Origin of the sequence: Salinispirillum sp. LH 10-3-1 (assembly GCF_030643825.1) — a bacterium.
Lineage (GTDB): Bacteria > Pseudomonadota > Gammaproteobacteria > Pseudomonadales > Natronospirillaceae > Salinispirillum.
Map to the genome: position 1 here is coordinate 3089856 of NZ_CP101717.1, position 25660 is coordinate 3115515.

At 55.1% G+C, this 25660-nt stretch carries 24 protein-coding genes; 12 read left to right on the plus strand and 12 right to left on the minus strand.

Annotation, left to right across the window (positions count from 1 at the left end; translation table 11 throughout):
• Positions 1-306: 306 nt before the first annotated feature.
• Complete coding sequence (locus tag NFC81_RS14265) at positions 307-1320, plus strand: substrate-binding domain-containing protein (RefSeq protein ID WP_304995143.1); 1014 nt, start codon at positions 307-309, stop codon at positions 1318-1320.
• Between the two features lie 277 nt (positions 1321-1597).
• Here NFC81_RS14265 and galE read toward each other — a convergent pair whose 3' ends face one another.
• On the minus strand, positions 1598-2608 hold the full coding sequence (galE, locus tag NFC81_RS14270) for a UDP-glucose 4-epimerase GalE (RefSeq protein WP_304995144.1): 1011 nt from the start codon (positions 2606-2608) through the stop codon (positions 1598-1600).
• A gap of 171 nt (positions 2609-2779) precedes the next feature.
• Here galE and NFC81_RS14275 point away from each other — a divergent pair, with 171 nt between their 5' ends.
• The 6 genes from NFC81_RS14275 to NFC81_RS14300 all read left to right on the plus strand — a co-directional run bounded on the left by NFC81_RS14275 (position 2780) and on the right by NFC81_RS14300 (position 10658).
• On the plus strand, positions 2780-4045 hold the full coding sequence (locus NFC81_RS14275) for an ATP-binding protein (protein WP_304995145.1): 1266 nt from the start codon (positions 2780-2782) through the stop codon (positions 4043-4045).
• Entirely contained in the window at positions 4042-4587 is a 546-nt protein-coding gene (locus tag NFC81_RS14280; protein WP_304995146.1) for a response regulator, read from the plus strand. The genes NFC81_RS14275 and NFC81_RS14280 overlap by 4 nt, the downstream gene beginning before the upstream one ends.
• 55 nt (positions 4588-4642) lie before the next feature.
• Positions 4643-6046: a cytochrome ubiquinol oxidase subunit I gene (locus NFC81_RS14285; RefSeq protein WP_304995147.1), complete on the plus strand. Its 1404-nt coding sequence runs from the start codon at positions 4643-4645 to the stop codon at positions 6044-6046.
• The gene (cydB, locus tag NFC81_RS14290) at positions 6046-7050 is read left to right on the plus strand and encodes a cytochrome d ubiquinol oxidase subunit II (RefSeq protein WP_304995148.1); all 1005 of its coding nucleotides are present in this window, start codon (positions 6046-6048) and stop codon (positions 7048-7050) included. Before NFC81_RS14285 ends, cydB begins: the two co-directional genes overlap by 1 nt.
• A 372-nt stretch (positions 7051-7422) precedes the next feature.
• On the plus strand, positions 7423-9096 hold the full coding sequence (gene cydD, locus NFC81_RS14295) for a thiol reductant ABC exporter subunit CydD (RefSeq protein ID WP_304995149.1): 1674 nt from the start codon (positions 7423-7425) through the stop codon (positions 9094-9096).
• Positions 9093-10658 (plus strand): ATP-binding cassette domain-containing protein, encoded by a 1566-nt coding sequence (locus NFC81_RS14300; RefSeq protein WP_304995150.1) that lies wholly within the window; start codon positions 9093-9095, stop codon positions 10656-10658. Before cydD ends, NFC81_RS14300 begins: the two co-directional genes overlap by 4 nt.
• 97 nt (positions 10659-10755) lie before the next feature.
• Here NFC81_RS14300 and rarD read toward each other — a convergent pair whose 3' ends face one another.
• Positions 10756-11661, minus strand: a complete 906-nt coding sequence (gene rarD, locus NFC81_RS14305; RefSeq protein ID WP_304995151.1) for an EamA family transporter RarD — start codon at positions 11659-11661, stop codon at positions 10756-10758.
• A gap of 170 nt (positions 11662-11831) precedes the next feature.
• Positions 11832-12314: a universal stress protein gene (locus NFC81_RS14310; RefSeq protein ID WP_304995152.1), complete on the minus strand. Its 483-nt coding sequence runs from the start codon at positions 12312-12314 to the stop codon at positions 11832-11834.
• A 192-nt stretch (positions 12315-12506) separates the two neighbouring features.
• On the opposite strand from NFC81_RS14310, the gene NFC81_RS14315 reads away from it, so the two are divergent.
• A complete protein-coding gene (locus NFC81_RS14315) occupies positions 12507-13421 on the plus strand; it encodes a GNAT family N-acetyltransferase (protein WP_304995153.1) in 915 nt (304 codons plus the stop codon).
• On the opposite strand, the gene NFC81_RS14320 is transcribed toward NFC81_RS14315, so the two are convergent.
• From NFC81_RS14320 to NFC81_RS14330, 3 genes are read right to left on the minus strand one after another with little or no spacing between them, the layout of a single operon-like run.
• The gene (locus tag NFC81_RS14320) at positions 13418-14047 is read right to left on the minus strand and encodes a GDSL-type esterase/lipase family protein (protein WP_304995154.1); all 630 of its coding nucleotides are present in this window, start codon (positions 14045-14047) and stop codon (positions 13418-13420) included. The genes NFC81_RS14315 and NFC81_RS14320 overlap by 4 nt on opposite strands.
• Positions 14044-14406: a hypothetical protein gene (locus tag NFC81_RS14325; protein ID WP_304995155.1), complete on the minus strand. Its 363-nt coding sequence runs from the start codon at positions 14404-14406 to the stop codon at positions 14044-14046. Before NFC81_RS14325 ends, NFC81_RS14320 begins: the two co-directional genes overlap by 4 nt.
• Positions 14407-14421: 15 nt before the next feature.
• Positions 14422-14775 carry a nucleotide pyrophosphohydrolase gene (locus NFC81_RS14330; RefSeq protein WP_304995156.1) on the minus strand — a complete coding sequence of 118 codons (354 nt, stop codon included), beginning with the start codon at positions 14773-14775 and terminating at the stop codon, positions 14422-14424.
• A gap of 124 nt (positions 14776-14899) precedes the next feature.
• On the opposite strand from NFC81_RS14330, the gene NFC81_RS14335 reads away from it, so the two are divergent.
• Positions 14900-15616, plus strand: a complete 717-nt coding sequence (locus NFC81_RS14335) for a YebC/PmpR family DNA-binding transcriptional regulator (RefSeq protein WP_304995157.1) — start codon at positions 14900-14902, stop codon at positions 15614-15616.
• Between the two features lie 89 nt (positions 15617-15705).
• On the opposite strand, the gene NFC81_RS14340 is transcribed toward NFC81_RS14335, so the two are convergent.
• From NFC81_RS14340 to NFC81_RS14360, 5 genes are all read right to left on the minus strand, one after another.
• Positions 15706-16098, minus strand: coding sequence for a DUF2784 domain-containing protein (locus tag NFC81_RS14340; protein WP_304995158.1), 393 nt, complete (start codon positions 16096-16098; stop codon positions 15706-15708).
• A 129-nt stretch (positions 16099-16227) separates the two neighbouring features.
• Positions 16228-17514 carry an FAD-binding oxidoreductase gene (locus NFC81_RS14345; RefSeq protein ID WP_304995159.1) on the minus strand — a complete coding sequence of 429 codons (1287 nt, stop codon included), beginning with the start codon at positions 17512-17514 and terminating at the stop codon, positions 16228-16230.
• 27 nt (positions 17515-17541) lie between these two features.
• Positions 17542-17895, minus strand: coding sequence for a cupin domain-containing protein (locus tag NFC81_RS14350; protein WP_304995160.1), 354 nt, complete (start codon positions 17893-17895; stop codon positions 17542-17544).
• 84 nt (positions 17896-17979) lie between these two features.
• Positions 17980-19467 (minus strand): CoA-acylating methylmalonate-semialdehyde dehydrogenase, encoded by a 1488-nt coding sequence (locus NFC81_RS14355; protein ID WP_304995161.1) that lies wholly within the window; start codon positions 19465-19467, stop codon positions 17980-17982.
• Positions 19468-19779: 312 nt separating this feature from the next.
• Positions 19780-21093, minus strand: a complete 1314-nt coding sequence (locus NFC81_RS14360) for an aspartate aminotransferase family protein (RefSeq protein ID WP_304995162.1) — start codon at positions 21091-21093, stop codon at positions 19780-19782.
• A gap of 313 nt (positions 21094-21406) precedes the next feature.
• Between NFC81_RS14360 and NFC81_RS14365 the strand changes: the two genes are divergently transcribed.
• Complete coding sequence (locus tag NFC81_RS14365; RefSeq protein WP_304995163.1) at positions 21407-22906, plus strand: aldehyde dehydrogenase; 1500 nt, start codon at positions 21407-21409, stop codon at positions 22904-22906.
• A gap of 157 nt (positions 22907-23063) precedes the next feature.
• Here NFC81_RS14365 and NFC81_RS14370 read toward each other — a convergent pair whose 3' ends face one another.
• Positions 23064-24362, minus strand: a complete 1299-nt coding sequence (locus NFC81_RS14370) for an FAD-binding oxidoreductase (protein WP_304995164.1) — start codon at positions 24360-24362, stop codon at positions 23064-23066.
• A 139-nt stretch (positions 24363-24501) separates the two neighbouring features.
• On the opposite strand from NFC81_RS14370, the gene NFC81_RS14375 reads away from it, so the two are divergent.
• Together NFC81_RS14375 and NFC81_RS14380 are read left to right on the plus strand one after the other, a co-directional pair.
• The gene (locus NFC81_RS14375; protein WP_304995165.1) at positions 24502-25050 is read left to right on the plus strand and encodes a cupin domain-containing protein; all 549 of its coding nucleotides are present in this window, start codon (positions 24502-24504) and stop codon (positions 25048-25050) included.
• A 9-nt stretch (positions 25051-25059) separates the two neighbouring features.
• Positions 25060-25596: a DUF1566 domain-containing protein gene (locus tag NFC81_RS14380; protein WP_304995166.1), complete on the plus strand. Its 537-nt coding sequence runs from the start codon at positions 25060-25062 to the stop codon at positions 25594-25596.
• Positions 25597-25660 lie beyond the last annotated feature (64 nt).

The following is a 25660-nucleotide window of genomic DNA, read 5'->3' on the forward strand; positions in this document are numbered from 1 at the left end:
ACCTCAACGATGCGCGGCGTTAAATCGCGCGTTATTTATTGTTGTTAAGTGGAGTATGCGAAAGAGTGAAAACGTTTTCAAGACTTTCCCGTAATTTTTTGTTGCTCAGATCCTGATCAGCTGTCATCTTTACAAACACGCGCTGAAGGCCCGAGCCATTAACCCTGCACGGAATGACCTGAATACGTGCAGCGACGGGTACCTCTGGGTAGATTTTCCACCGCTGAATGCAGCAATGAATTTCACCCTGCGTTCAAATGCCTGTTAAGATAACGTTTACAAGTACTTCAATGAGCGAGGGCAGCAGTGGCTAACATCAAAGACGTGGCACGGATCGCAGGGGTATCGGTATCCACCGTGTCGCGCGTGGTGAACGACTCAGCATCGGTCGCGCCGGAAAAGCGTGCCGTGGTCGAGGCCGCGATGAAGAAACTGCAGTACCGCCCTAATAGCCTGGCCCGCGCTCTGGTCAGCCGGCAGTCAAACTGCATTGGCCTGATGGTCGGCGAACTCGACTCGCCATTCTTCTCGCAACTGATGCGTGGCGTGGACGACGTGGTGGTCGACGGTGGTCGCTTTCTGATGATCACCTCTGGGTACCACGACAAACAACGGGAAGAAAAAGCGCTGGACCTGCTGCAACAGCGCCAATGCGACGCCCTCATCGTGCATTCCAAAGCCCTCAGCGATGAACGCCTGCAGGCACTGGCCGCTACCGGTACGCCCGTCGTATTCATCAACCGCCTCGTACCGGGCTACGAAGACCGCAGTATCTACCTCGACAACCAGCAAGGCGCTTACCTCGCCACCCGCCACTTGCTGAGTAAAGGACACCGTGCCATTGCCTTTATCGGCACCAATCTGGTGGAAGTTTCTGATGGCGACGAGCGTTTGCATGGCTACCAGCAAGCACTGGATGAATTCAATGTGCCGTTCAACCCCGATATCTGTGTAACCGCCCAGCCGACGGAAGATGGCGGCGGCGATGCGATGAGTAAGCTGCTGGCGCACCAACGCAAGTTCTCGGCCGTGATGTGTTACAACGACCCGATGGCGGCAGGCGCGATGGGCTTTTTACTCGACAGCGGGTTTGAAGTTCCGCACGATATTTCGGTGGTCGGTTTCGACGATGTGGTCATTACTCGCTATCTGCGACCTAAGCTCACCACGGTGCACTACCCTATCGAGGAGATGGGTCGTACGGCAGCGAGGCTGGCTCTGCAAATGCTGAATAAGGTGCCGCGCTTGGCGGAGAGTGAGCTGCGCTTTGCACCACGATTGGTGGTGCGGCAGTCGGTGAAGACTTTTCGAGAGTCGTAGTCTTTCGCCGATAATCCTACCTTGCGTGGCAAGGGTGGTTACCTCCGGCGCTCCACGGCAAAGCTCATCGATATCTGAAGAAAAGCCTACAGAAAGGCATTCTAGCCCTAACTAGAATCACCAAATACTCTAACGGCGCCAGTGCAATAAGGCGATGAGCGCAGGGATATGCCTAAAAGCGCGACTTCTCGGCCTGCCGTGGAGCGCTGTAGGCATATTCCGAGAGCTCATGCCGGAGCCACTGCAATGAACTCAAGCCGTGGTGCTAGATAGACTATCAATAGCCGTTGGGATTCGCCGACTGCCACGCCCAAGAATCCCGCACCATATCTTCCAAATTAAGCTTTGCTTGCCAGCCTAGCAGCTGTGTCGCCTTGGTGGGGTCGGCGAAGTAAGAGGCTACATCACCCGCGCGGCGTGGCGCGATTTGGTAAGGAATGGGGACGCCGTTTACCCGCTCAAAGGTGTTGACCACATCCATCACACTGCACCCCACACCTGTGCCTAAATTGAATGCGTCTGCACCGCTGTGCTGTGCCAAGTACTCCACCGCTTTAATATGTCCAGCGGCCAAGTCCATCACATGAATGTAGTCGCGCACGCCAGTACCGTCGGGGGTGCTGTAGTCGTTACCATAAACCGACAAATGCGGGCGCTTACCCACCGCGACCTGGGTGACGTAGGGCATTAAATTGTTCGGAATACCATTCGGGTTTTCACCGATACGGCCGGACGGATGCGCGCCAATGGGGTTGAAATAACGCAGCAACGACACCCGCCATTCCGGGTCGGCGTTGGCGATCTCACGCAGCATTTGCTCAATCACCAGTTTGGTTTGCCCATAGGGGTTTGAGGTGCGCAGGGCTGCGGTTTCGGGAATGGGTACGACATCCGGATCACCGTAAACGGTGGCAGAACTGCTAAACACGATGCGCTTGCAGCCCACTTCTGCCATCACTTCACACAAGCGCAAGGTGCCGACGACGTTGTTGTCGTAATAGGCCATCGGCTGCTCCACGGACTCTCCGACGGCTTTTGATCCTGCGAAGTGAATGACGCTGTCGATGCTGTGCTGGGCAAAGAGTGCGCGCACGGCACTGGTATCACGAATGTCACCGACGACAAGGTCCAGGGTTTTACCCGTCATTTCCTGTACGCGACGCAGTGCTGCTTCACTGGCATTGGAGAGGTTGTCCAGCACCACGACATCATAGCCCGACTCCAACAACAGCAGGCAAGTATGACTGCCGATATAGCCCGCTCCACCTGTTACCAGTATCTTTGCCATGGATCCGCTCTCCTCGCCTTTCGCGTCGTTGAAAACGTTTTCAAGATAACCTCAATTGTTGCCAAAAGCAACACCAGCGTTGTCACGAGTGCGACACTTTGCCACATACTATTGGGGGTATTAGTCGTTATACTTCGATGGTACTCAAAAACACATAGGCTATTACTCGGCATGTCGCCTTCTTCCATATTGTCTTTGTCATTGCCTGCCGACCTTTTGTTGCTGCGTGTACTCTATGCGCTGCGAGGTTTTGCTGTAGTCGGTCAGACGATCGCTATTCTCGTCGCGACCTATGTCTTTAATATGACACTGCCATTAACCGCCTTGTGGCTCGGGGTTGGTGCGTTGCTGCTGTTTAATCTGGTGTTGTTTTGGTGGGTGTTCAACACGCGCAAGGTGACCCAGTGGCAATGGGTAGGGCATATTGGTATTGATCTGCTGGTGTTGACGTGGCAGCTGTTTTGGACCGGTGGCTCGACCAATCCTTTTGTGTCGCTGTATTTGCTCCCGGTGGCGCTGGTGGCGCTCGCTTTACCCGTACGCGCGGTCATCATGGTCGGCATAGCGACCTCGGTCAGCTACTCACTGCTGATGCTGTTCCACAAGCCTCTTTTAATGAGCGCCTCGATGTTATCGCCGGGTATGCAGTTGCATGTACTGGGCATGTGGGTGAATTTTCTACTCACCGTTGCGCTGCTGACCGCCTTTGGCAGCTGGATGTCGCACAATCTGCGCCTGCAGCGCGACAAGCTGCAACAGGCGCGTGCCAAGGCGATGCGTAATCAATCCATCCTAGGTATAGCGGCGCATTCTGCCCAAGCCGCGCATGAACTGAACACACCACTGTCGACGCTCAAGATGATTGCGGCAGAGATGAAAAGCCGCGCCGACGAGTTTCCTGCGGACTTACGCGACGACATCGACACCCTCGACCAACAACTGGATTTCTGCCGCGACAGCGTGCAACGCATGGTCAAGGGCGCTCGGGCTGCCGCCGAACACAATACGCGCAAGGTCAGCAGTTTGTTTCGTGAAACCTTGGCGCGCTTTCGCCTGTTGCGCCCGGAGATTGAGCTGGACACCACACTGCCTGACTTGACCGGTACAACAGTGCAAGAGGCACTGGCCTGGCAACACTTGCTGTTAACCTTGTTGGATAACGCGGCCGACGCCAGCCTAGCGCAGGGCCATAAACACATTGCGCTCAACGTCACCCGCCACGGGCAACAGCTGACCATTGCGGTGACCGATCACGGACAGGGTGAACCCTCACTCACTGGAGTGGCCCTGCACAGCACTAAGACACACGGCTTCGGGATTGGTTTGGCGTTAGCCGACCTGACGCTCGAAGCCTCGGGTAACCAATTGACCATAGAGACTCTGCCGCAGGGCCATGTGGCCTATGTTGAAATGCCGCTGCGTGAGGAACCACTATGACGGATGCACCAACCGGCACTGTATTGATCATCGACGACGATGCGGCGTTTCGCCGTTTGCTCGGCCGTGGTCTGACTCGACTGGGCTGGCAAACATTGGAAGCCGACTCATCGGCGTCTGCCATGGCTGCTTTGCAGCAAGCGCCGTCTCATGTTTTGCTCGACCTGCGGCTGGGTGAAGAAAACGGCATGACGCTACTGGAACCCATTCGCGCGCAGTACCCAGACATCAGAATCATCTTATTGACAGGCTTTGCCAGCATCGCCTCGGCGGTAGCCGCGATGAAGCGTGGGGCAGATGACTACCTGAGTAAACCCGTGGATATTCAAGCGGTTGATCAAGCGCTGCGCGGTGACCGGCCGGATGCGGTTGAAGACATACAAGAGCAGCCTCCCGCCCTGCGGCGTGTGGAGTGGGAGCATATTCAGCGCGTGCTGGCGGACTGCGGCGGCAATGTGTCTGAGGCAGCACGCGTACTCGGCATGCATCGGCGCAGCTTACAACGCAAGCTGGCCAAAAAGCCGGGGCCAGAAAGACCCTAAGCGATGATCGAATGGCGCTAAAAAGCGCACTGATTCACTTAATGCGAGGTACACCATGGAGCTCGATCCGATTTTCCTCTCACGATTGCAATTCGCATTCGTCGTGTCGTTTCACGCCATCTTCCCGGTGTTCACCATCGGACTGGCGTCCTTTATTGCCGTCTTGGAAGGCATCTATTTAAAGACACAGAACCCGGTATGGATGAAGCTTTCCCAGTTCTGGATCAAGGTATTCGCCGTGGTGTTCGGCATGGGGGTGGTGTCTGGTATCGTGATGGCCTTCCAGTTTGGTACTAACTGGTCGAACTTCTCCTACATCAGCGCTAATTTCCTTGGGCCAATCCTAAGCTACGAAGTCATAACGGCGTTCTTCTTGGAGGCGGCGTTCTTGGGCGTGCTGCTGTTTGGTCGCGGCAAGGTACCACCCGGCATCTACCTGATGTCGGCGGTACTGGTGGCGGTCGGCACCTTCATTTCATCGTTCTGGATTCTGTCCGCCAACAGCTGGATGCACACCCCGGCCGGGGTCGAGTTCCGTGGCGAGCTGCTCTACGTCACCTCATGGACCGAAGCCATCTTCAATGCGTCACTGCCTTATCGCTTCGCGCACATGGGTCTGGCGTCCTTCCTGACCGGTGGCTTTGTCGTGGCCGGGGTGAGTGCTTGGTATCTGCTGCGCGGTCGCGAAGTGGAAGCCAATCGCAAGGCGCTATCAATGTCGCTGTGGCTGCTGCTAATCCTCACTCCACTGCAGGCGTGGGTCGGCGACCTGCATGGTTTGAACACCCTGGAGCACCAGCCTGCGAAGGTGGCGGCGATGGAGGGCAACTGGGAAACGCGCAGCAATGTACCCTTGCTGTTGTTCGCCTGGCCGGATCAGGCTAACCAAACGAACCATTTCGAAATCGGCATTCCCAATCTCGCCAGTATCATTCTGAAACACAGCGCCGATGGCGTGGTGCCGGGCTTAGATATCGTGCCGGTAGAAGAACAGCCACCCGTTTGGTGGGTGTTCTGGTCATTCCGCGTCATGGTGGCGATTGGCCTTCTGATGATTGCCGTATCGGTTGCCGGACTGATCTTACGCATGCGCGGCAAACTGTGGACAACTCAATGGTACTTCCGCGTCTTGCAGGTGATGAGTATTACCCCCTTCATCGCCGTTCTGGCTGGCTGGTTTACCACAGAAATCGGCCGCGGACCGTGGTTGATCTACGGCGTCATGACCTTTGCTGAAGGCGTCACGCCGTCGTTGCAAGGCTGGATGGCCCTGACCACTCTGATCGGCTACATCATTGTTTACGCCTTGGTGTTCAGCGGCGGGTTGTATTACTTGATGCGCATCCTGCGTGACGGTATGGAATTCCAACCGCCGGCACACGACGACGAGCTGTCCCCACACCGCGCCAAGCGACCATTCTCGGCGGCGGATGTTCCCCTTGAAGAAGGAGCACGCTAATGGAACCTGTATTCGATTTAGTGCCCATTTGGGCGGGTATCATTGGTTTCGGCATCATCATGTATGTGCTGATGGACGGTTTCGACCTCGGCCAAGGCATCCTGTTTCCTTTTGCGCCGTCGGAAGAAGCCCGCGACGTCATGATGAACTCGGTCGCGCCGGTATGGGATGGTAACGAAACCTGGCTGATTTTGGGTGGCGCCGGGCTGCTGGCCGCGTTCCCTCTGGTCTACAGCGTATTCCTGCCTGCACTGTATTTGGGCGTGTTCTTAATGCTGGCGGGGCTGATTTTTCGTGGCGTGGCCTTCGAGTTTCGCTTCAAAGCCAAGACTTCACGCTACCTGTGGAATTGGTCGTTTGCTGGCGGTTCTATGCTGGCGACCTTTGCCCAAGGCGCGGTAGTGGGTGCTTACATCCAAGGCTTTGAAACGGAGAACTTCCGCTACGTCGGCGGTGCCTTCGACTGGCTGACGCCGTTTTCGGTTTTAACCGGGCTGGGCATGTTAGCCGGTTACGCGCTGCTGGGCAGCACCTGGTTGATTCTGAAGTCAGAGGATTACATCCAACAATGGGCGTACAAAATCACGCCATACCTGTTGGCGGCCGTGGTGGTGGTGTTTGGCATCATCAGTATCTGGACGCCACTCATCAGCGAGTTGGTGCGCGCTCGTTGGTTTGATCAAATCAGTTTGATTTGGCTGCTGCCGTTGGGTGCTTTGCTGTCCATTATTGTGTTGGTGCGGGCGGTGCTGAAGCGACAAGATGGTATGCCGTTCGTGGCAACCATGGCGTTGTTTGTCTTCACTTACTTAGGACTAGCGGTCAGTAAGCTGCCCTATATCGTGCCGCCAGACTATACGTTGTGGGATGCATCGTCGGCGCATTCGTCTCAGCTGTTTTTGTTGATTGGTTTGCTGTTCGTGATTCCCTTTGTGTTGATGTACACGGCATGGACCTATTGGGTGTTTCGCGGCAAGGTGAAGGCAGGAGTCGGTTATCACTGATTCTTTTCGTCGGCCTTTTTGTGTGCCTGTTGCATAGGGCTCTCGGCGTATGCCTCCGGCGCTCCACGGCAGGCCGGGGAGTCGCGCCTTGAGGCATACGCCTGCGCCCTTCCCACACTCACTAAGCACGTCAAAAAAACACGAGCGAAAAGCGCACGAAATGCGAAGGGGACATAACCGTCCCCCTTCCTCGCTTAGGCTTGATCACTCAACTGGGCGGTTTTTCGAGAAATTGGCTGAACATTGAAACGTTCGAAGCGACGGGCGCAGGTGGTTACCTTAAGGCGCGCCTTCCGGCCTGCCGTGAAGCGCCGTAGGTAACCGCCGAGAGCCCTCGCTTCCGGCACGGACCAAAAACAAGGGGAAACAGACTTGCCTGAACCAACCGCTAAGCAGTGGCTACGCTCGATCATTAAGCCCGCGCGAAATGCTGTGCGCTTGGCGGCTGTGGCGGGTTCCGTGGCGGGGCTGGCGACGGTCGGTTTGTTATGGGCGTTGGCGGTGAGTGTGAGTGGGCTATTGGTTGAAGGCCTTTTGCTTGCAGAGCTGATGACGCCCCTTGCTGGGTTGCTGCTGTGCATAATTGTGCGCGCGTTGGCGCAATACGCTCAAGAAGTTTTCGGCGCACAGGCCAGCATCCAGGTGCGCAGTCTGGTACGTGAGCGCTTGCTGACCCAATGGGCAGACAATGGCCCGCTGCGTAATGCAGAGCTGTCGCCTGCCGAACGTGCCAGCCAATACGTTCAGCAAGTGGAAGCATTGGATGGCTATGTGGCGCGCTATCTGCCACAGCAAACCATCACTGTCGCAGTACCGGCCATTATCTTAGCGATTGTGTTCTATCTTGACTGGGTGGCGGCGCTGTTACTGCTGTTTTCGGCCCCGCTGATTCCACTGTTTATGGCGCTGGTCGGAATGGGTGCCGAAAAGATTAATCAGCAACACTTCGCCAGCCTCAGTCGCCTGTCGGGTCACTTTCTCGACCGCTTGCACGGCATCACCACCTTGCAAATCTTTGGCCAAACACGGCAAGCCGAAGACACCGTTGCGCAGGCCAGCAACAACCTCCGCCGGCTCACCATGAAAACCTTACGCGTGGCTTTCTTGTCGTCGACGGTGCTGGAGTTTTTTGCCTCGGTCGCCATCGCCATGCTGGCGATTTACATTGGCTTTGGGCTGCTCGGCTATATCGATTGGGGCCCCAGTACCGATCTGACCTTATTCAGTGGGCTTTTGATTCTGCTGCTGGCGCCCGAGTTCTTTCAACCGCTGCGTACCCTTGCCCAGCACTACCATGACCGAGCCGCCGCACTGGGCGCGGCCGAGACACTCTCACAAGTGCAGGCACAGACAGCAGCATCCAAGCCGGCGACAGACACGGTTGCGACTGCGATCAATAGCACGCCAGACAGCACCATCGTCTTTGATCACGTCACGCTGACCTTTCCCGAACGCGGTACGCTGTTCCACCGTTTTAATGCGCAGTTCCAGCGCGGTGAAATCATCGGGCTGTCCGGACCTACCGGCAGCGGAAAATCGAGCATACTTAACTTGATGGCGGGTTTTATTCAGCCAACAAGTGGCAGCGTTCGAGTGAATGGTCAACCAGCAGGACAGGCCCCCATCGCGTGGATGAGCCAGAAGCCGTTTCTGTTATTTGGCAGTTGGGCTGATAACCTGCGCTGGATGGCCCCGCTGGCCTCTGAACAAGACATGCACGACGCCGTTGCTCAAGTCGGTTTAACCGATTTACTGCACCGTTTGCCACAAGGCCTGAATAGCCCTGTCGGGGAAGACGGACGTTTCTTGTCAGGCGGTGAAGCCCAGCGTTTAGCGCTTGCCCGTATTTGGTTGTCGGATGCCCAATGGGTGTTGTTGGACGAACCCACCGCAGCGCTCGACGCAGAGAGTACGGCGCTGATCGCCGACTGTTTGGATCGGCTGGCAGCACAAGGCCGAGGGGTGATTCTCAGTTCGCACGACGCCGACCTGCTGCAACGCGTGCACCGCATTATTCGCATCAACGATAAGGCGGCTTTGGTATGAAGAGCCTATGGCCTTGGGTCCAACTGATTCTGCAACGGCGTACGCGCTTACTCGTGGGCGGCTTGTTGCTCGCCCTGACACTGACCGCGGGTGTTGCCCTGCTCGGCCTGTCGGGATGGTTTATTACCTCGGCGGGGCTGGCTTCCGTGCTGCTGGCGTCGGGTGTGGCCGTTTACCTGGACGTCTATGTACCCGGCGCCGGGATTCGCGGTTTCGCCTTGACGCGCACCATCGCACGTTACCTTGAACGCCTATACAACCACGATACCGTGTTGCGTCTGCTGGCGGACTTACGTGTACGCTTGTTTGCTCGCATCAGCCGTTTGTCCGTACTGCAACTCAATCGCCAACGCAGCAGCCAATGGCTGAATCGCCTGACCAGCGACCTAGACACCCTCGACAACCTGTATCTACGCCTGCTCGCCCCGCCTCTGGTTGCCGCTCTAACGCTATGCTGGGTCAGTGCGGTACTGTGGTGGGTGTTGTTAAACCACAATCCAAGCGCCGCCTTTTGGGTGTTTTTTAGCCTTTGGGGACTGCTGGGACTGGCGACCCTGTTACCAGCTGTACTGGGCAAAAAACACAGCGCTGCACTGACCGAGTTGACCGAACAGGTACGCATTCACAGTGTCGATCACTTGCGCGGCCATGCCGAACTCACCGCCGCTGGACACGCCGCCACACACGCCTTGTTGGTGTCTTCGCACGCCGATGCGCTGCAAGCGCAGCAACACTCGTTGGCGCGGGTGATTGGTCTGGTACAAAGCCTGGTCAATGCCGGACTGGCTTTAATAATAGCCACCGTGCTGATACTGGGCATACAGGTCTATATTGACCAGGGCGTATCAGGGCCATTGTTGGTGATGTTATTGCTCGGCCTGCTGGCGCTCAATGAAGCCTTCGCCAACCTACCCCGGTCATTCGCGTTTTTCGGGCAGACTCTCGCCGCCGCACAGCGCTTGAACGAGATGGCCCCTGATACAGCACAAAATGCGCCCATAGTGCCTGATTCAGCCACTCTGCGTGTCACCGCCAACGATCAATTCTTCGACTTAACACCCGGCGAAAGCGGTGTCATCACCGGAGCTTCAGGCAGCGGCAAATCAACCCTCGCAGCCACGCTCGCTTTGCCTAGACTCGCGCAAACGGCGTGGCTGACACAGGACACCAAGGTGTTCAACGACACCCTCGCCAACAACCTGTTGCTGGGCAATCCTAACGCCACCGACGAACAGCTATGGCAGGTGTTGGAGTGGGTGGCTTTGGGCGACCGCGTGGAGCAATCGGCGCAGGGTTTAGATACCTGGATAGGTGAGAATGGCTTGGCGCTGTCGGGCGGTGAACAACGTCGCGTGGCCTTAGCGCGGGTCATCTTGCGTTGGCTACAACCTGAAGTACGCTGGGTGATTTTGGATGAACCCTTTCGCGGCGTCGATGACGAAACCGCCGCCAAGATCATGCATCAACTAACACCACAGCTCGCCAACAAAGGATTGGTGTGGCTGAGCCATGAAGCGCCTGCATTCCTGACGCCACACTGCATCTTAGAACTTGGCGCATAGCTATCGCGTGGATTAAGTAGAGTATGCCTCAAGGTGCGACTCTCGGCCTGCCGTGGAGCGCCGGAGGCATACTCTACTTAATTCGCGCTTAAAGAAACTAAGCCGCTGGCACCACCGGTATTTTCGGTCCGCGCCGCCAGCGATACAGGGTATCTACGGAAAGCATGATCAGGGCAAACCAGATCATGCCGAAGGTGACCAGCTTTTCGGGTGCCAATTCCTCGCCGTACACAAACACCGCCAACAAGAAGACACCGCTGGGCGCGATGTATTGAAAGAATCCCAAGGCGGTCATGCTGATGCGGTTGGCCGCCGCGGCGAAGCACATCAGCGGCACCATGGTCACGGGCCCCGCGGCGAACAACAGGAAGTTCGTCCAGCCGGTATTGGCGAACAAGTCTGTCGTCGGGCTGGTACTGAACCACAAATAGCCAATGGCTAAGGGCAGCAGCAAGCCGGTTTCCATGGCCATACCGGTGAAGCTGTCGACCGCCAGCTTTTTACGCACCAGACCATAGAGCGCAAAGCTGACACCTAGCGCTAATGCGATCCACGGCAAGCGCCCAAACTGAATCAATTCGTAGGCCACCGCAGCCAAACAAATCAGCGCCGCAGCGGTTTTCACTTTGCCCAAACGCTCACCAAAAAACAGCATACCAAAAAGGATATTCACCAATGGGTTGATGTAGTACCCCAAGCTGGCGCTGAGCATGAAGCCGCTTTGCACCGACCAGATAAACAACCCCCAATTAAAGCCAATGATGGCCGTGGAGCACAACAGTAGCCAGCGCGCGCGGCGGGACTTCATGGTAGCCCAGAGCACATCACGCTTACGAAACGCCACAATAAGCGCCAGCGTCAGCACAAATGACCACAATACGCGATGCGCCAGTATTTCGGGTGCGGCAACGTCCTGCATCAGCTTAAAATACATGGGCGCCACTGCCCACAAGCCATAGGCTGTCAGGGCATAAAAAACACCACTTCTTACTGTTTTGTCCATAAGTACGATTCTCGAAAGCGCCCTAACCAACCGGTCATCCGCCCGAATCGAGCAGCCAACTGATACTACGCAGAGCGCCAGATACTGCCAAGCATCGCACTGTTCCTAATTTATTACTGGACTTAAAACTGTAACCTCAGCGCAACAGGCGCACTTAATTCCAAACACCCTTAGTGCACCACGGTGACCGGACAATGTGCATGATGCACCAAGCGCTGACTCACACTGCCGAGCAACAGTTCACGCACCCGTGACAAGCCGCGACTGCCTACCACAATCATCGGGTTTTTACAGGTGTTCGCATGCTTAAGTACCGCTTCCGCCGGGTCTCCAGGTAATAAAACCTCTTTCACTCGACCATGCTGGTCAGGCGGTATTTGCGCTAATGCGTCATCGAACACTTTGCGCGCGCTGTCTTGACGCAGCTTGTCGAAGGTCTCCGTGTTCAAATACTTAAGCTGTTCCGCCGAAGCCGTTTCACCTAACGGCCCGATCAGCTCCAGCGCATTGGCTGGGAACGCATACAGCAGCTCCAGTTCTGCGCCTTGCGCTTGCGCCATTCCGGCGGCTAAGCGGACGGCTTTATGTGAGCCTTTGGACCCATCAACCGGCACCAACAACACATCAATTTGTTCTATTTGTAAGCTGGACATGGCATTTCCTCTCTGTGAACGCGCTGCGAAAATGGAGCACTGTCATAGCACTATAATAGACAGTGCAGCAAAATAGGGGTTGATCCAGATCAGGTTTAGATCTTTCAAAACCTGACCGTTTGACTGACACCCATATAGGGCTGTGCTAAAGTCATGGGCTAGACGCAGTGTTTTTTAGCATGGAGCAACGCAATGGCAGTGTCTGACTCAGGCACCAACCTCGACCTACAGTGGGACATCAAGCTCCCACGCGAAAAATCGTATGAATTCGTTATGCGGTTCGAGGGTAAGCTTTGCGTTTATAGCCCCAGTGTTGAACAGCTCTACACCAATTATTCGCTGAATTTCACCAACAACAATTCACGTATCGTCGTCATTCCTGACCGTTTCGCCTATCACGACACCTTTAATCGCGTACCCGCAGAGAGTGTGGAAACGACGCCGATGATGGTGGTGCCCGGTGAATTGATTGGCAAGCCAGGCCTGCAGCTGGTGAAGCGCGATACCAACGGCGGTATTGGTCAGCAAAGCACTCCCTTTCGGCAAGCCCTCGCCAAGATGTTGTCGCGGCAGAGCGATGATAAAGCCCTGCTGCCGGTGATTGTGAAAGGTGACTTGCGGGAATTTGGTGCTGAGTTTCCCTGCCTGCATCTGCATAAGATCACCTTGGACAAGGCCGGAAGCATGTCGGACTACAATCGGCAGTCCATGCGCAAAGCCATTTTTGCCAAACTGGCCTTGCTGCATGCGGAAGAAATGGCGCTGACTAAGCAGCAAGCGAAACTGACCGTCGTCACCACGCCAGCTCCCTCGCCGGGCACGCCAATGAACGCCCGACAGACAACAACCGATACGACGTGCGAACACGAACCGCAACAACAGCGCTTTGTCATTCGGTTACCGGAAGGCGAAGCCGTTTTGGAGTACCAGCTTACGGACGATGCCGTCGACTTTTCACGCACCTACGTGCCCCAAGCCTTGAGAAATAGAGGATTGGCAGAAAAGCTGGTGCGCGCAGGACTGGCTTGGGCACGCAGCGAAGACCTGACCATGACAGCAAGCTGCTGGTATGTCGATAAATGGCTGCAACGTGGTGCGTCCAACTAACCTGTGCACGCCACCTTGGTTAACCACTGGTCAGCCAACCAACGATGCCCCAATACTTCCGGGTGCACACCATCGTAAGCCCAAAGCGCAGACTGGCCGGCGCTATGCGCACTGAACTCAGCTTGCAAGGGCAGCCAGATCAACCCATGCTGGGCCACCAACTCAGCCATGCCGAATTGCATGGCCTGCAGCGGTGGCCACCACTGATCATCGGTCGCGGTACCGGGAATAGCAAAAGGCTCCATCACCACCATGCGCTCCATCAGCGGTTTTAAGGTCTCCAGCAAGGCGTTAAAGTTGGCCAAAATGCGCGCTACATCCGGAGCTTCATGGTCTGACATGGGATACCAAATATCGTTGATACCCAGCAACAGAGTGATACAGGTAAAGTCGCTTCCGCGTGTCTGCTTTAGGGGGCACCAATCATGGGTCAGCAATTCATTCACCCGACACCCACCAAAACCTCGGTTCCACACCTGCGCACTGGGCGACATTGCCAATAACTCAGTCGCCACACGGTTCACCCAGCCATACCCTAGGGCTTCACTGCGGTTAGGTTGTTTGACACTGCGTTGGCGGTCGCAGTCGGTAACAGAGTCTCCCAGAAACAGATAACGCTCGGTCATGCGCGTCCCTCGCGGCTGAAATACAATCCAGCCAGCACTAACCCGGCGATGACGTAAGTCAGGTGATTCACCACCACCGCCAAGCCAGGCGGCGCGTAGTGCGCGTGCAGGGCCACCATGGGCTGCCAAACCAACAAAAACAGCGCCAAAGTAAAGGCTATATAGCTCCAGCCCTGCGGTTTACGGCCCGTGAAGCGTTGACGGACAAACAGCAGTACAGCCCCCAGCACCACCAGTAGACTAGCGATCACGAAAAACGCTGGCACGCCATACAGCGCAGCCAATAGATACGCCGGTGCCAGAGCGGCCAATACCAACAACGCCAAGCGGCGGCCCCAAAGGCATAACGTCTTCAACATGCCTGCCTCCTATTACTACTCATAATCGGTGTACTTACGCGCACTGCCCTTGACCCTTTCCGCCGGGTATTTGGCGTCGTTCTTCTTCATTTTGTCCCAACAAGCTTGTTCGATGTCGATCTCAAGTTTGCCCGCCAAGCGAATGAGATACAGTTGTACATCGGCTATTTCATCACGCACAGCGGTCAGTTGTTCAGGGCTCAACGCAGTCGACTGAGCTTCCGTCAACCACTGAAAGCACTCTTGCAATTCGGCGGCTTCCACCGTCAGCGCCATGGCCAGGTTTTTAGGTGAATGAAACTGATCCCAGTCGCGCGCTGAGGCGAACTGATTCATGGCAGTATGCAGACGATGAAAAGGGTCTGACATTACGAACGACTCCGAAACAAAACAAGCCCACAGATTGCCTTGTTTTAACGCCGGTATCCAGTAGCTCTGCCACCCAATAACGACTAGAATTGCGCCAGTTTTGTATTAATGATGGTGTATCACAATGGGCAGAGCCTACCAAAACCGCAAAGAGTCTATGGCCAAAACCTCAGACATGAAGGCCAAGATTTACAGTCGCTACAGCCGTGAAATCTACATGTGTGCCAAATCGGGCGGCTCCGAGCCCACCGGTAACCTCGCGCTGGCCTCGTTGCTGGAGCGCGCGAAGAAAGAACAGGTACCCGCTCACGTGATCGAAAAAGCGATCACCAAGGCTGCGGGTGGTGGAGGCGAAGACTTTGCGGTGGCGCGTTACGAAGGCTTTGGCCCCGGCAACACCATGATCATTGTGGATTGCCTGACCGACAACCCGAACCGTACCTACGGCGACGTGCGCACCTGCTTCAACAAGGTAAAAGCCAAACTCGGTGCGGCTGGCGCGGTTAGCCACCTGTTCGATCACGACGCCATTTTTGTGTTTGCAGGCGACGATGAAGAGCCGGTTCTGGAAGCCCTGATGGAAGCGGACGTAGATGTCAGCGACATCGAAGTGGCCGACGGCAAGATCACCGTATTTGCGCCCCATACCGAATTTGGGAACACGCGCAACGCCTTGAAAGCCGCCTTCCCCAACATCGATTTCGAAGTAGAAGAGATTCAGTTCATTCCGCAAATGATGACCGCCATTGAAGGCGTCGACATTGAACAATTCGAAAAACTGGTGGATATGCTGAACTTCTGTGACGACGTGCAAAACGTCTATCACAACGCTGAATATTGATGCAGCAGAGCACGCTACTCCGGGTCGAGTCAGCCAGACCAGGAGTAGCGTCTCACCAACCTTCACCCTTGCGCTGAGCCTAGTCTAGTCTAGTGCGGCCTCACCACAAACCAACTGGCCAACACCAAACTACCAAAGACGGTGTATACGGTAATGAAAACCCATTCAGGCGCGCTGTAATACAGCAGGCTTTGCAGCCAGTGCTGTATGAAAGACCCGGCATAAGTATCACCACCCGCTTTTTCACGCAATGCCATTTCCCAAATCGTTAACGGGCAGATCAGCCCCAACCAAGACTGAGCCACCACAATGCCTATGGCGCCGAGGTGAACAATACGGAAGATTTTGTTGCGCACCCATGCCCACCGCAGAAAGTAGCCAACATAGATAGCCAGCAGCCCAAGTACCACAAAGAGCACAAACAGCACGTGCATAACGAGCAGTGCATCAGCGAGAAACATGAGCAGTGAGGGGTTAGCCATCGCTTTCACCTACCGAGAATACGCCCTCAGCATAAAGGCTCAGCGGGAAATTTGCAGCCGGTATTAAGCCAAGGAAAAAGCATACAGGCTGGGCATTCGCCCAACCTGTATGAAGCAACAGGTTGAGTACTAAATACCCAACTTATCGCGCAGACCGTAATACAAACCGCCCAAGGCGGTGTAAGGGGTACGCAGCAAGCGCCCGCCAGGGAATGGGAAGTGTTTGAGCTGACCAAAGGCATCGAAACGCTCAGCGTGGCCTTTCACGGCTTCGGAGATCAAACGACCCGCGAGGTGCGTCGTCGTAACTCCGTGGCCGCTGTAGCCCTGAGCGTAGAATATCTTCGGCGTCAGACGGCCAAACTGCGGCAAGCGGCTCAGCGTCAACAGGAAGTCTCCGCCCCACGCGTAGTCGAATTTTATGCCTTTCAATTGTGGGAAGGTCTTTTCCAAATGCGGCCGTAAGAAGGCCTCAATGGATACCGGGTCGCCACCGCCGTAAGAGGTGCCACCACCGTACAGTAAGCGGTTGTCGCCAGTGATGCGGTAGTAGTCTAGCTTGTAGTTACAGTCTTCAACGCACTGTTGGCCGGGAATCAACGATTTCGCCACGTCCTCATCCAGCACTTCCGTCGTAACGATCTGCGTGCCACATGGCATCGACTTTGCCGCCAATTCAGGCACCAAACCACCCAGATAGGCGTTTCCGGCGATGATTAAATAGTCGCAAGTGACTTTACCACCGCTTTGGGTGAACACTTCCGGGCGCTCCTTGCGCTCAATTTTAATGACCTTAGAGTCTTCGTAGATTTTGCCGCCCAGCGACTCCACCGCGGCCGCTTCACCCAGCGCCAAGTTCAGCGGATGAATGTGACCCGCGCCCTTATCGAGCAGTGCTCCAACGTATTCATCACTGGCAATGTGCTGACGCGTTTGCTCAGCGTCGAGCAATTCCAATTCGTTGTAGCCAAAACGTTCCCACAAGGCTTTGTGGTGCTGTAACCCTTTGAATTGTTTTTTGTTCAAGGCGGCGAACATACCGCCGGGCTTGAAGTCACACTGGATGTCGTATTTGGCGATGCGCTCTTTAATGATTTGCGCGCCTTCAAACGCCATACCACCGAGCGCTTTAGCCATTTCGGTACCGTAATTGCGCTCAATGACGTCGATATCACGGCTGTAGCTGTTAACCAACTGACCGCCGTTGCGTCCACTGGCGCCATAGGCAATACGCGCGGCTTCCAATACAACCACCTTGTAGCCCGCTTCGGCGAGGTGCAGTGCACTCGACAGGCCGGTGTAGCCAGCACCAATGATGCAAATTTGGGTGTCGAGCGACTCCTGTAACGGTGGACGCTCTGGCGACGGGTTCGCGCTCGCCGCGTAGTATGATCCGGTATGCGGTGTTTTTTGCATGATTCAATGCCCTATCACGTATTTTGATTATTCGTAGATAACGTAGATCTTTTTGCAATACGACGGCACTTCCCATGAGCCTTTAAATCCGGCGGGAATCAAGAAATGGTCGCCTGCTTTAACGATTTTGTGGGTGCCTTCGTTGTCATGGATGATGGATTCACCTTCCAGAATATGGCAGTACTCGTCTTCGCTATAACTGACCTTCCAGTGCCCGGCCTGAGAGTCCCAGATACCACTGTGAAAACGGTCGTCTTTGGAACTCATCAGGTTCCATACCCGCTGTTTCGGCTGACCATTGATGATCTTGTCCGCGTCGGGCAAATAAGACTCAACGTCTTCCGCAGGGGTTTTGACGTCAAGTATGTTGTTGATGTTCATGATTTCTCCGGCCTATACGGCGGGTGTAAACACCCGCCCTACTCAATTAATCTTACGCCCAAAACTCAGCGGACTGCTTGCGCCTTACATCGTTGGCATAACAAACTCTGCGCCAAGGTCGCCCTCAGGCCAGCGCGCCGTAACGGCTTTGCGTTTGGTGTAAAACTTCACGCCTTCCATGCCGTGGACGTGGTTTGCACCAAACAGTGAGCGCTTCCAACCACCGAACGAATGGAAAGCCATGGGCACAGGGATTGGCACGTTCACCCCCACCATACCCACTTGAATGTCGTGTACGAACTGGCGTGCTACACCACCGCTGCGCGTAAATACCGCGGTGCCGTTGCCATATTCGTGCGCGTTAATCAGTTTGACGGCAGTAACGTAATCAGGCACCCGTACCACGCAAAGGACTGGCCCAAAAATTTCTTCCTGGTAAATGGTCATCTCAGGGGTAACGTGGTCAAACAGTGTACCTCCGACAAAATAACCATCTTCGTGACCGACCAGGGTAAAGTCACGCCCATCAACCACCAGTGTAGCGCCTTCTTTAACACCTTGATCAATGTAGCCCAACACCTTGGCACGATGTTCCTTGGTGACCAGCGGGCCCATATCAAGGCCTTTCTCAGCGCCGTTGCCGATTTTGAGCTGCTTGGTTTTTTCCGCCAACTGAGCGACCAGACGGTCGGCCACGTCGTCACCCACCGCCACCGCCACCGAAATCGCCATGCAACGCTCACCAGCGGAGCCGTAGGCGGCGCCCATCAGGGCATTAACGGTCATATCAAGATCGGCGTCGGGCATCACGACCATGTGGTTTTTTGCGCCACCCAAAGCCTGTACACGCTTACCGTGCGCGCTGCCCGTACTATAGATGTATTCAGCAATCGGCGTAGAACCCACAAAACTAACGGCTTGAATATCTGGGTGCGTCAGCAGCACATCAACCGCCTCTTTGTCACCGTTTACGATATTGAACACTCCGTCTGGCAGGCCCGCTTCTTTCAGCCACTGCGCCACCAGCATCGGTGCTGAAGGGTCTTTCTCGGATGGCTTCATGATAAAGGTATTACCGCAGGCAATGGCCACTGGCCACATCCACATAGGTACCATGGCAGGGAAGTTGAAGGGAGAGATACCCGCAACCACGCCCAACGGCTGGTTCAGTGACCAAGCGTCTACGCCACGACCGACTTGCTCGGTAATTTCGCCACGCAGTAAATGCGGAATACCCGTAGCAAATTCCACCACTTCCATGCCACGGATGATTTCACCACGCGCATCCTCGAAGACTTTTCCGTGTTCGGAACTGATCACTCGCGCCAGTTCGTCCATACGCTCTTCAAGAATCGTGCGGAACTTGAATAAAACACGCGCGCGGTTCAGCGGGGACGTTTCGGCCCAGCCCGTGAATGCAGCTTTTGCAACAGCAATGGCTTGTTCGGTTTCTTGGGCAGTTGCCAAGGACACCGAGCCGGTTTGCTGGCCGGTAGCGGGGTTAAAAACCGGTGCCTGGCGTTCGCTCGGGGCGGTCGTTTCGCCTTTGATGAAGTGGTTAATCGAGATCATAAACTGTCCTATTTGCAAAAATATAACTTTAGTACGGGGTTTAGGAGGCGGATCGTCGGGCGAAGACACCTGTCTCCTAACCCCCCAGCAATCATCACGTTCAGATTGCCTTGTTTAATTATTGGCTTATCGCGGGTGTGCTTTTGTGGCAGAGCACCCGCCCTACGTGATTCGATTCTTCAGGGTTTAGGTGGTTGTTAGCCCTAGGCTGACCGTTCAAGCGCAAGGATGCGCTTGACGAGCCTACAGGGACGTATTTTACGGCGTGTCAGCCTAGGGCTAACAACCACCTAAACCCGGAATCAACGTCCGTTACGCCGCCGCGCGGATCGCTTTACCCATGGCATCGACCAGTTGATCGATATGCGCTTTCTCGATGATCAACGGGGGGGACATCGCAATGATGTCGCCCGTGCAACGCACCAAGGTGTTGCCCTGCCAATAGCAATGCTCAAACACTGAGTAGCCGCGCTTACCCACTTTATCGTCCGGGTGGAATTCCACCGCACCAATCAAGCCAAGGTTACGAATGTCTTTTACATTCGGCAGGTCTTTCAGGCTGTGCAGTGCTTCCTGGAAATAGCCTTCCATTTCCAGAGTGCGCTCAAACAAGCCATCACGCTCGTAGATATCCAACGCCGCTAAACCGGCTGCCGCCGCCACCGGGTGTCCGGAATAGGTGTAGCCGTGGAAAAAGTCGATCGCCTCTTCCGGACCTTGCATAAAGGCATCGTGGATGGTGTCACTCACAAACACCGCACCCATGGGAATAGCCCCATTGGTCAGGCCTTTAGCGGTGGTGAGAATATCCGGCGTCACGTCAAATCGATTCGCCGCGAAAGCTTTGCCGACACGGCCAAAGCCAGTGATAACCTCATCAAAAATCAACAAGATACCGTGCTTTTGAGTGATTTCACGGATGCGCTTTAAATAGCCTTCTGGTGGCATGATGACACCACCCGACCCGGAAACCGGCTCGATGATCACAGCGGCTATGGTGTCCGCACCATGCAAAGCAATGCGCTGTTCCAGTTCATCCGCCAGCCACAGACCTTTTTCTGGCAAGCCTTTGGCAAAGGCATTCTCCGGCAGCAACGTGTGCTTCAGATGATCAACACCCGCTAACAGGTTGCCGAACGAGCGGCGATTGTTGCCGATACCACCGACCGAGATGCCGCCAAAACCAACCCCGTGATAGCCGCGCTCACGGCCGATAAAGCGTGTGCGCTGGGCCTGACCACGAGCATGGTGATAGCCCAAGGCGATTTTCAGTGCGGTGTCAGCCGATTCCGAGCCAGAGTTAGTGAAGAACACCTTGTTCAGGCCATCTGGCGTATGCTTGATGAGGCGCTCGGCCAGCTCAAACGGCAATGGATGCCCCATTTGGAAGGTCGGAGCGTAGTCCATTTTGGCAATCTGCTTGGCGACAGCACTGGAGATTTCACTGCGGCCATGTCCGGCGTTGACACACCATAAGCCTGCGGTGCCATCGAGAATAGAGCGGCCATCTTCACTGGTGTAATACATACCTTCAGCCGATTCCAGCAAGCGTGGCTTGCCCTTGAACTGGCGATTGGCGGTAAAAGGCATCCAGAATGCGTTTAATGAAGGGTTGTGAGAGGACATGCGCCACCTGCTAGCTAAAAATTGGGGCATCTAAAAGATTCTGTGCGCCCAGTCGATTGATCTTGGTTGTCTGTTATTTTGAACACTTGCTGCCCAGTGTATGTAAAATAAATCAAACATCAATGGTTTCTGGAAAATTTTCTTACTTTCCCCACGAACATAGATTATCCGGCCATAAAAGGACGCCCAATAACGGCAAAACTGACGTTCGGCCCAATGATTTATTGTTCGATATATTGAATTAATTCACGCTCAGAGCTATTGTGTGCCCACGACTATTAACTCTTTTCTGAGCAAGAACAGTGAGGAACCCATGGCAAACGTGCATAATTTTGAATACTGGCAGACCAAAGCAGCTGCATTAAAGCCCGATGGCCGTGCCTGGGTGAACGGCGAAGCCTGTGATGCGGTGAGCGGCGAAACCTTTGCCAAACACAGCCCCATTGATAACCGCCTGCTGACGCCAGTGGCCTCTTGCGACCAAGCCGATGCCGATGCTGCCGTTGCCGTTGCACGCAGCGTGTTTGAGCGCGGTGACTGGTCGGCGCTGGCACCCGCCAAGCGCAAAGTCATTATGCAGCGTTATGCCGATTTGATCGAAGCGAACAAAGAAGAGTTGGCGCTGCTGGAAACCCTCGACATGGGCAAACCCATAGCTGACGCCCTGACGGTAGACATCAACGGCACGGTGCGCTGCATCCGCTGGTGCGCCGAAGCGATCGACAAACTTTATGATGAGCTGGCCCCCACCCCCGACAACGAAATCGGCATGATCACCCGCGAACCATCGGGTGTCGTCGCGGCCATCGTACCCTGGAACTTCCCCATGATCATGGCAAGCTGGAAGATTGGCCCAGCATTAGCCACGGGTAACTCGGTCATTCTGAAGCCGTCTGAGAAATCGCCCCTGACCGCTATTCGCCTAGCGCAATTGGCCACCGAAGCAGGCATCCCTAACGGCGTACTGAACGTTTTACCCGGCTACGGTCATACCGTCGGTAAAGCACTGGCGTTGCACATGGATGTAGACACTCTGGTCTTCACTGGCTCAACCAAGATCGCTAAGCAATTGATGATCTACGCCGGCGAATCAAACATGAAACGCGTCTGGACCGAAGCAGGCGGCAAATCACCCAACATTGTTTTCGCCGACGCGCCGGATCTCGACGCCGCTGCAGAAGCGGCAGCCAGCGCCATTTGCTACAACATGGGTGAGGTTTGTACCGCCGGTTCTCGCCTGTTGGTAGAAGAGTCCATTGCCGAGACTTTTATGGCGAAGGTGCGTGAACACGTCGGCAAATGGCGCCCGGGCAACCCGCTAGACCCCAACACCAACGTTGGCGCCATTGTTGATGAACAGCAGATGAACCAGGTGCTGAGCTATATTGAGAAGGGCAAAGCCGATGGCGGTCGTGTCACCAGCGGCGGCAAGCGTGCCAGTGCGGTGGAAAACGGCTTCTTCATCGAGCCTACGGTGTTTGAAGGCGTAACCAACGACATGACCATTGCGCAAGAAGAGATCTTCGGACCGGTTCTGGCGACCATTACCTTTAAAGACGAAGCAGAAGCCTTAAAAATTGCCAACGACACCATCTACGGTTTGGCGTCTGCGATCTGGACCGGCAACTTGGGCAAAGCCCACCGCATGGCGAAGGGCATTCGTGCTGGCTCGGTGTGGGTAAACCAATACGACGGTGGCGATATGACGGCACCGTTTGGGGGCTATAAGCAGTCCGGTAACGGTCGTGACAAGTCAATGCATGCGTTCGACAAGTACACCGAGCTGAAAGCGACGTGGATTAAGCTCGACTGATCACAGCAATACCATTAGAGCCTGTTATGTGCTCTCGGGGTGTGCCTCCGGCGCTTCACGGCAGGCCGAAAGGCGCGCCTTGAGGCACACGCCCTGCGCACATAACAGGCTCTAATGGTCCCATCACTCAAGCATTAACAAGTCTCGGCAAAAGTTACTACACCATTTCCTTTAAACGGTGATACAGCATCCCCAACGCCAGCAACGGCGACCGCAGCAACTTCCCACCAGGGAAGGTGATGTGCGGGATCTTCTCAAATACTTCAATGCGCTGTGACTCAGCACTGATGGATTCGGCGATCAATTTGGCCGCCATGTGCGTGGCGTTCAGGCCATGCCCGGCATAAGCTTGCGCGTAGTACACATTGGGCTTCAAGCGGCCAATCTGCGGCATACGGTTAGCACCAATGCCGATCATGCCACCCCATTGGTAGTCAATACTTACGTCCGCTAAGTAGGGGAACACCTTGACCAGATGCGGGCGCAGCACGCCTTCAATGCTCTTCGGGTCACGCCCGGAGTAGTTGCAGATACCACCAAACAAAAGCCGGTTGTCGGCGCTCAGGCGGTAATAATCCAACCCTACTTTTTGGTCGCACACCGCCATGTCTTGCGGCAGCACACGTCTGGCCTGCTCGTCGCTGAGTGGCTCGGTGGCAATAACGTAGCTGCCTGCGGGCAGGACCTTGCCCTCCAGCACGGGGTCTAACCCGGCCACATACGCGTTGCCACAAATCACCAAGGTATCAGCAACCACAGTACCGGTTTCGGTGTGCACACGATTTGGCTCACCCTGCTCGACCTTGGTGACCAAGGCCTGTTCAAATATTTTAACACCCAACTGAGCAGCAGCAGCGGCCTCGCCCAACACCAAATTCAGCGGATGAACGTGGCCGCTACCCATGTCGATCAGTCCACCGACGTAAGCGTCTGAACCCACGACTTCGTGCATCCGATCGGCGCTGAGTAGCTCGGTATGGTGACCGTAGCCCATCTTGTCCAACCAGTCTTTGTCTTCGGCAAAATGCTTTAGGTGTTCAGGTTTGTTGGCGAGGTCGCAGTAACCCATTTTGAGGTCACAATCGATTTGGTATTTGGCTACCCGCTCACGCACGATGTCGACGGCCTCAAAGCCCATGCGGTCTATGGCTTCCATGCCCTGTTCACCAATGTATTTACGGAACTGCTCGGTGCCGTGACCGATGCCACGAATCAACTGCCCGCCGTTGCGACCCGACGCACCCCAGCCAATTTTTCGCCCTTCCAGCAGCACCACTTCAAAGCCTCGCTCGGCCAGTTCAAGGGCGGTATTCACGCCACCAAAGCCGCCACCGATGACGCAAATCTGCGTACGTACTTCACCCTCCAATTTCGGGTAATCGGCGGTAGAATTACGCGTTGCTGCGTAGTAGGAGTCGGGCAAGTTATCAGTATGAGTCAGCGGATTTAAGTACATAGAAATTCGTATATTATTTTGCTCAAGTGTTGTATATAATTGACACATTGATCAAAAGGTTGCAAGTACGTTTAGTCAGTTTTTTGTTTATTTCCTGAGTCATCGGGACGAGCTAACAAACCAACGGGAGATCGAAGATTTGGACGTAGGGCCACGCCTCAAGCAGATTCGGAAGCAATTTGGCTTGTCACAACGCGAACTCGCTAAGCGAGCGGGTGTTACTAACAGCACCATTTCCATGATCGAAAAAAGCAGCGTCAGTCCCAGTGTGAGCTCACTGAAAAAGGTACTGTCCGGCATTCCCATCTCGCTCGTTGACTTCTTCAGTACCGAAGGCGACCACGAAATGCCACAGGTGGTCTATCGTGACGAAGAAATGATGGACCTCTCCGTTGGCGAAGGCGTGAAATACCAGCTGGTTGGCAAAGCCTTTGGGCAGCGCGCCATCGCCTTCTTGAAGGAAACCTATGCCAAGGGCGCTGACACCGGCGAGGAAATGTACGAACACCAAGGCGAAGAGTCAGGCATGGTGGTGTCCGGCAAGCTCGAACTCACCGTCGACGGCGAAGTGTACGAACTGAATGCAGGTGATGGGTATTACTTCGAGTCTACCCGCCCACACCGGTTTAGAAACCCCTATGACGAACCCTGTGTTGTGGTGTCCGCCACGACACCGGCTAACTTCTAACGAGCAACCATGACAACGCGTACTCTAACTGCGGCTTTCATTGGCACTCTGGTGCTTAGCGCTATCGCCAAGTCTGCCTGTAACGGCGACTACGAAGTGTCAGCACTGCCTTTTGAGACACCGACATCCGACTTTATCGACCATCGTAATGGCACCGTCACGCACAAGACCACCGGGCTGATGTGGAAGCGCTGCTCCGAAGGCCAGGTGTGGCGCGGCAATACCTGTACTGGCACGGCGCAGGCTTTCAGCTGGGAGGGCGCACAACTCAGAGCACAAGAAGCCAATGCAGCCCGTGATGCCGACCATGATGATTGGCGCGTACCCTATCCTTACGAGCTGCGCACCATTGTCGAAACACGCTGCTGGAACCCGTCTGTGAATGGCGATATTTTCCCGCAGACCCCACCCAATTGGTTTTGGACCGCCGCCGCCTACACGGGCCATGATCTTTATGCGTGGGAAGTCGGTTTCTTGTTTGGCGACCTGAGCCCTAGCTTTCGCACCAGTGAGCTGCGTGTTCGCCTGGTGCGCAACGCCGATTGACCACTAAAAAACCCATCGAGACGACTACGCCATGGCGGAAGTGAAATGTGTGCTCCCTTATCAG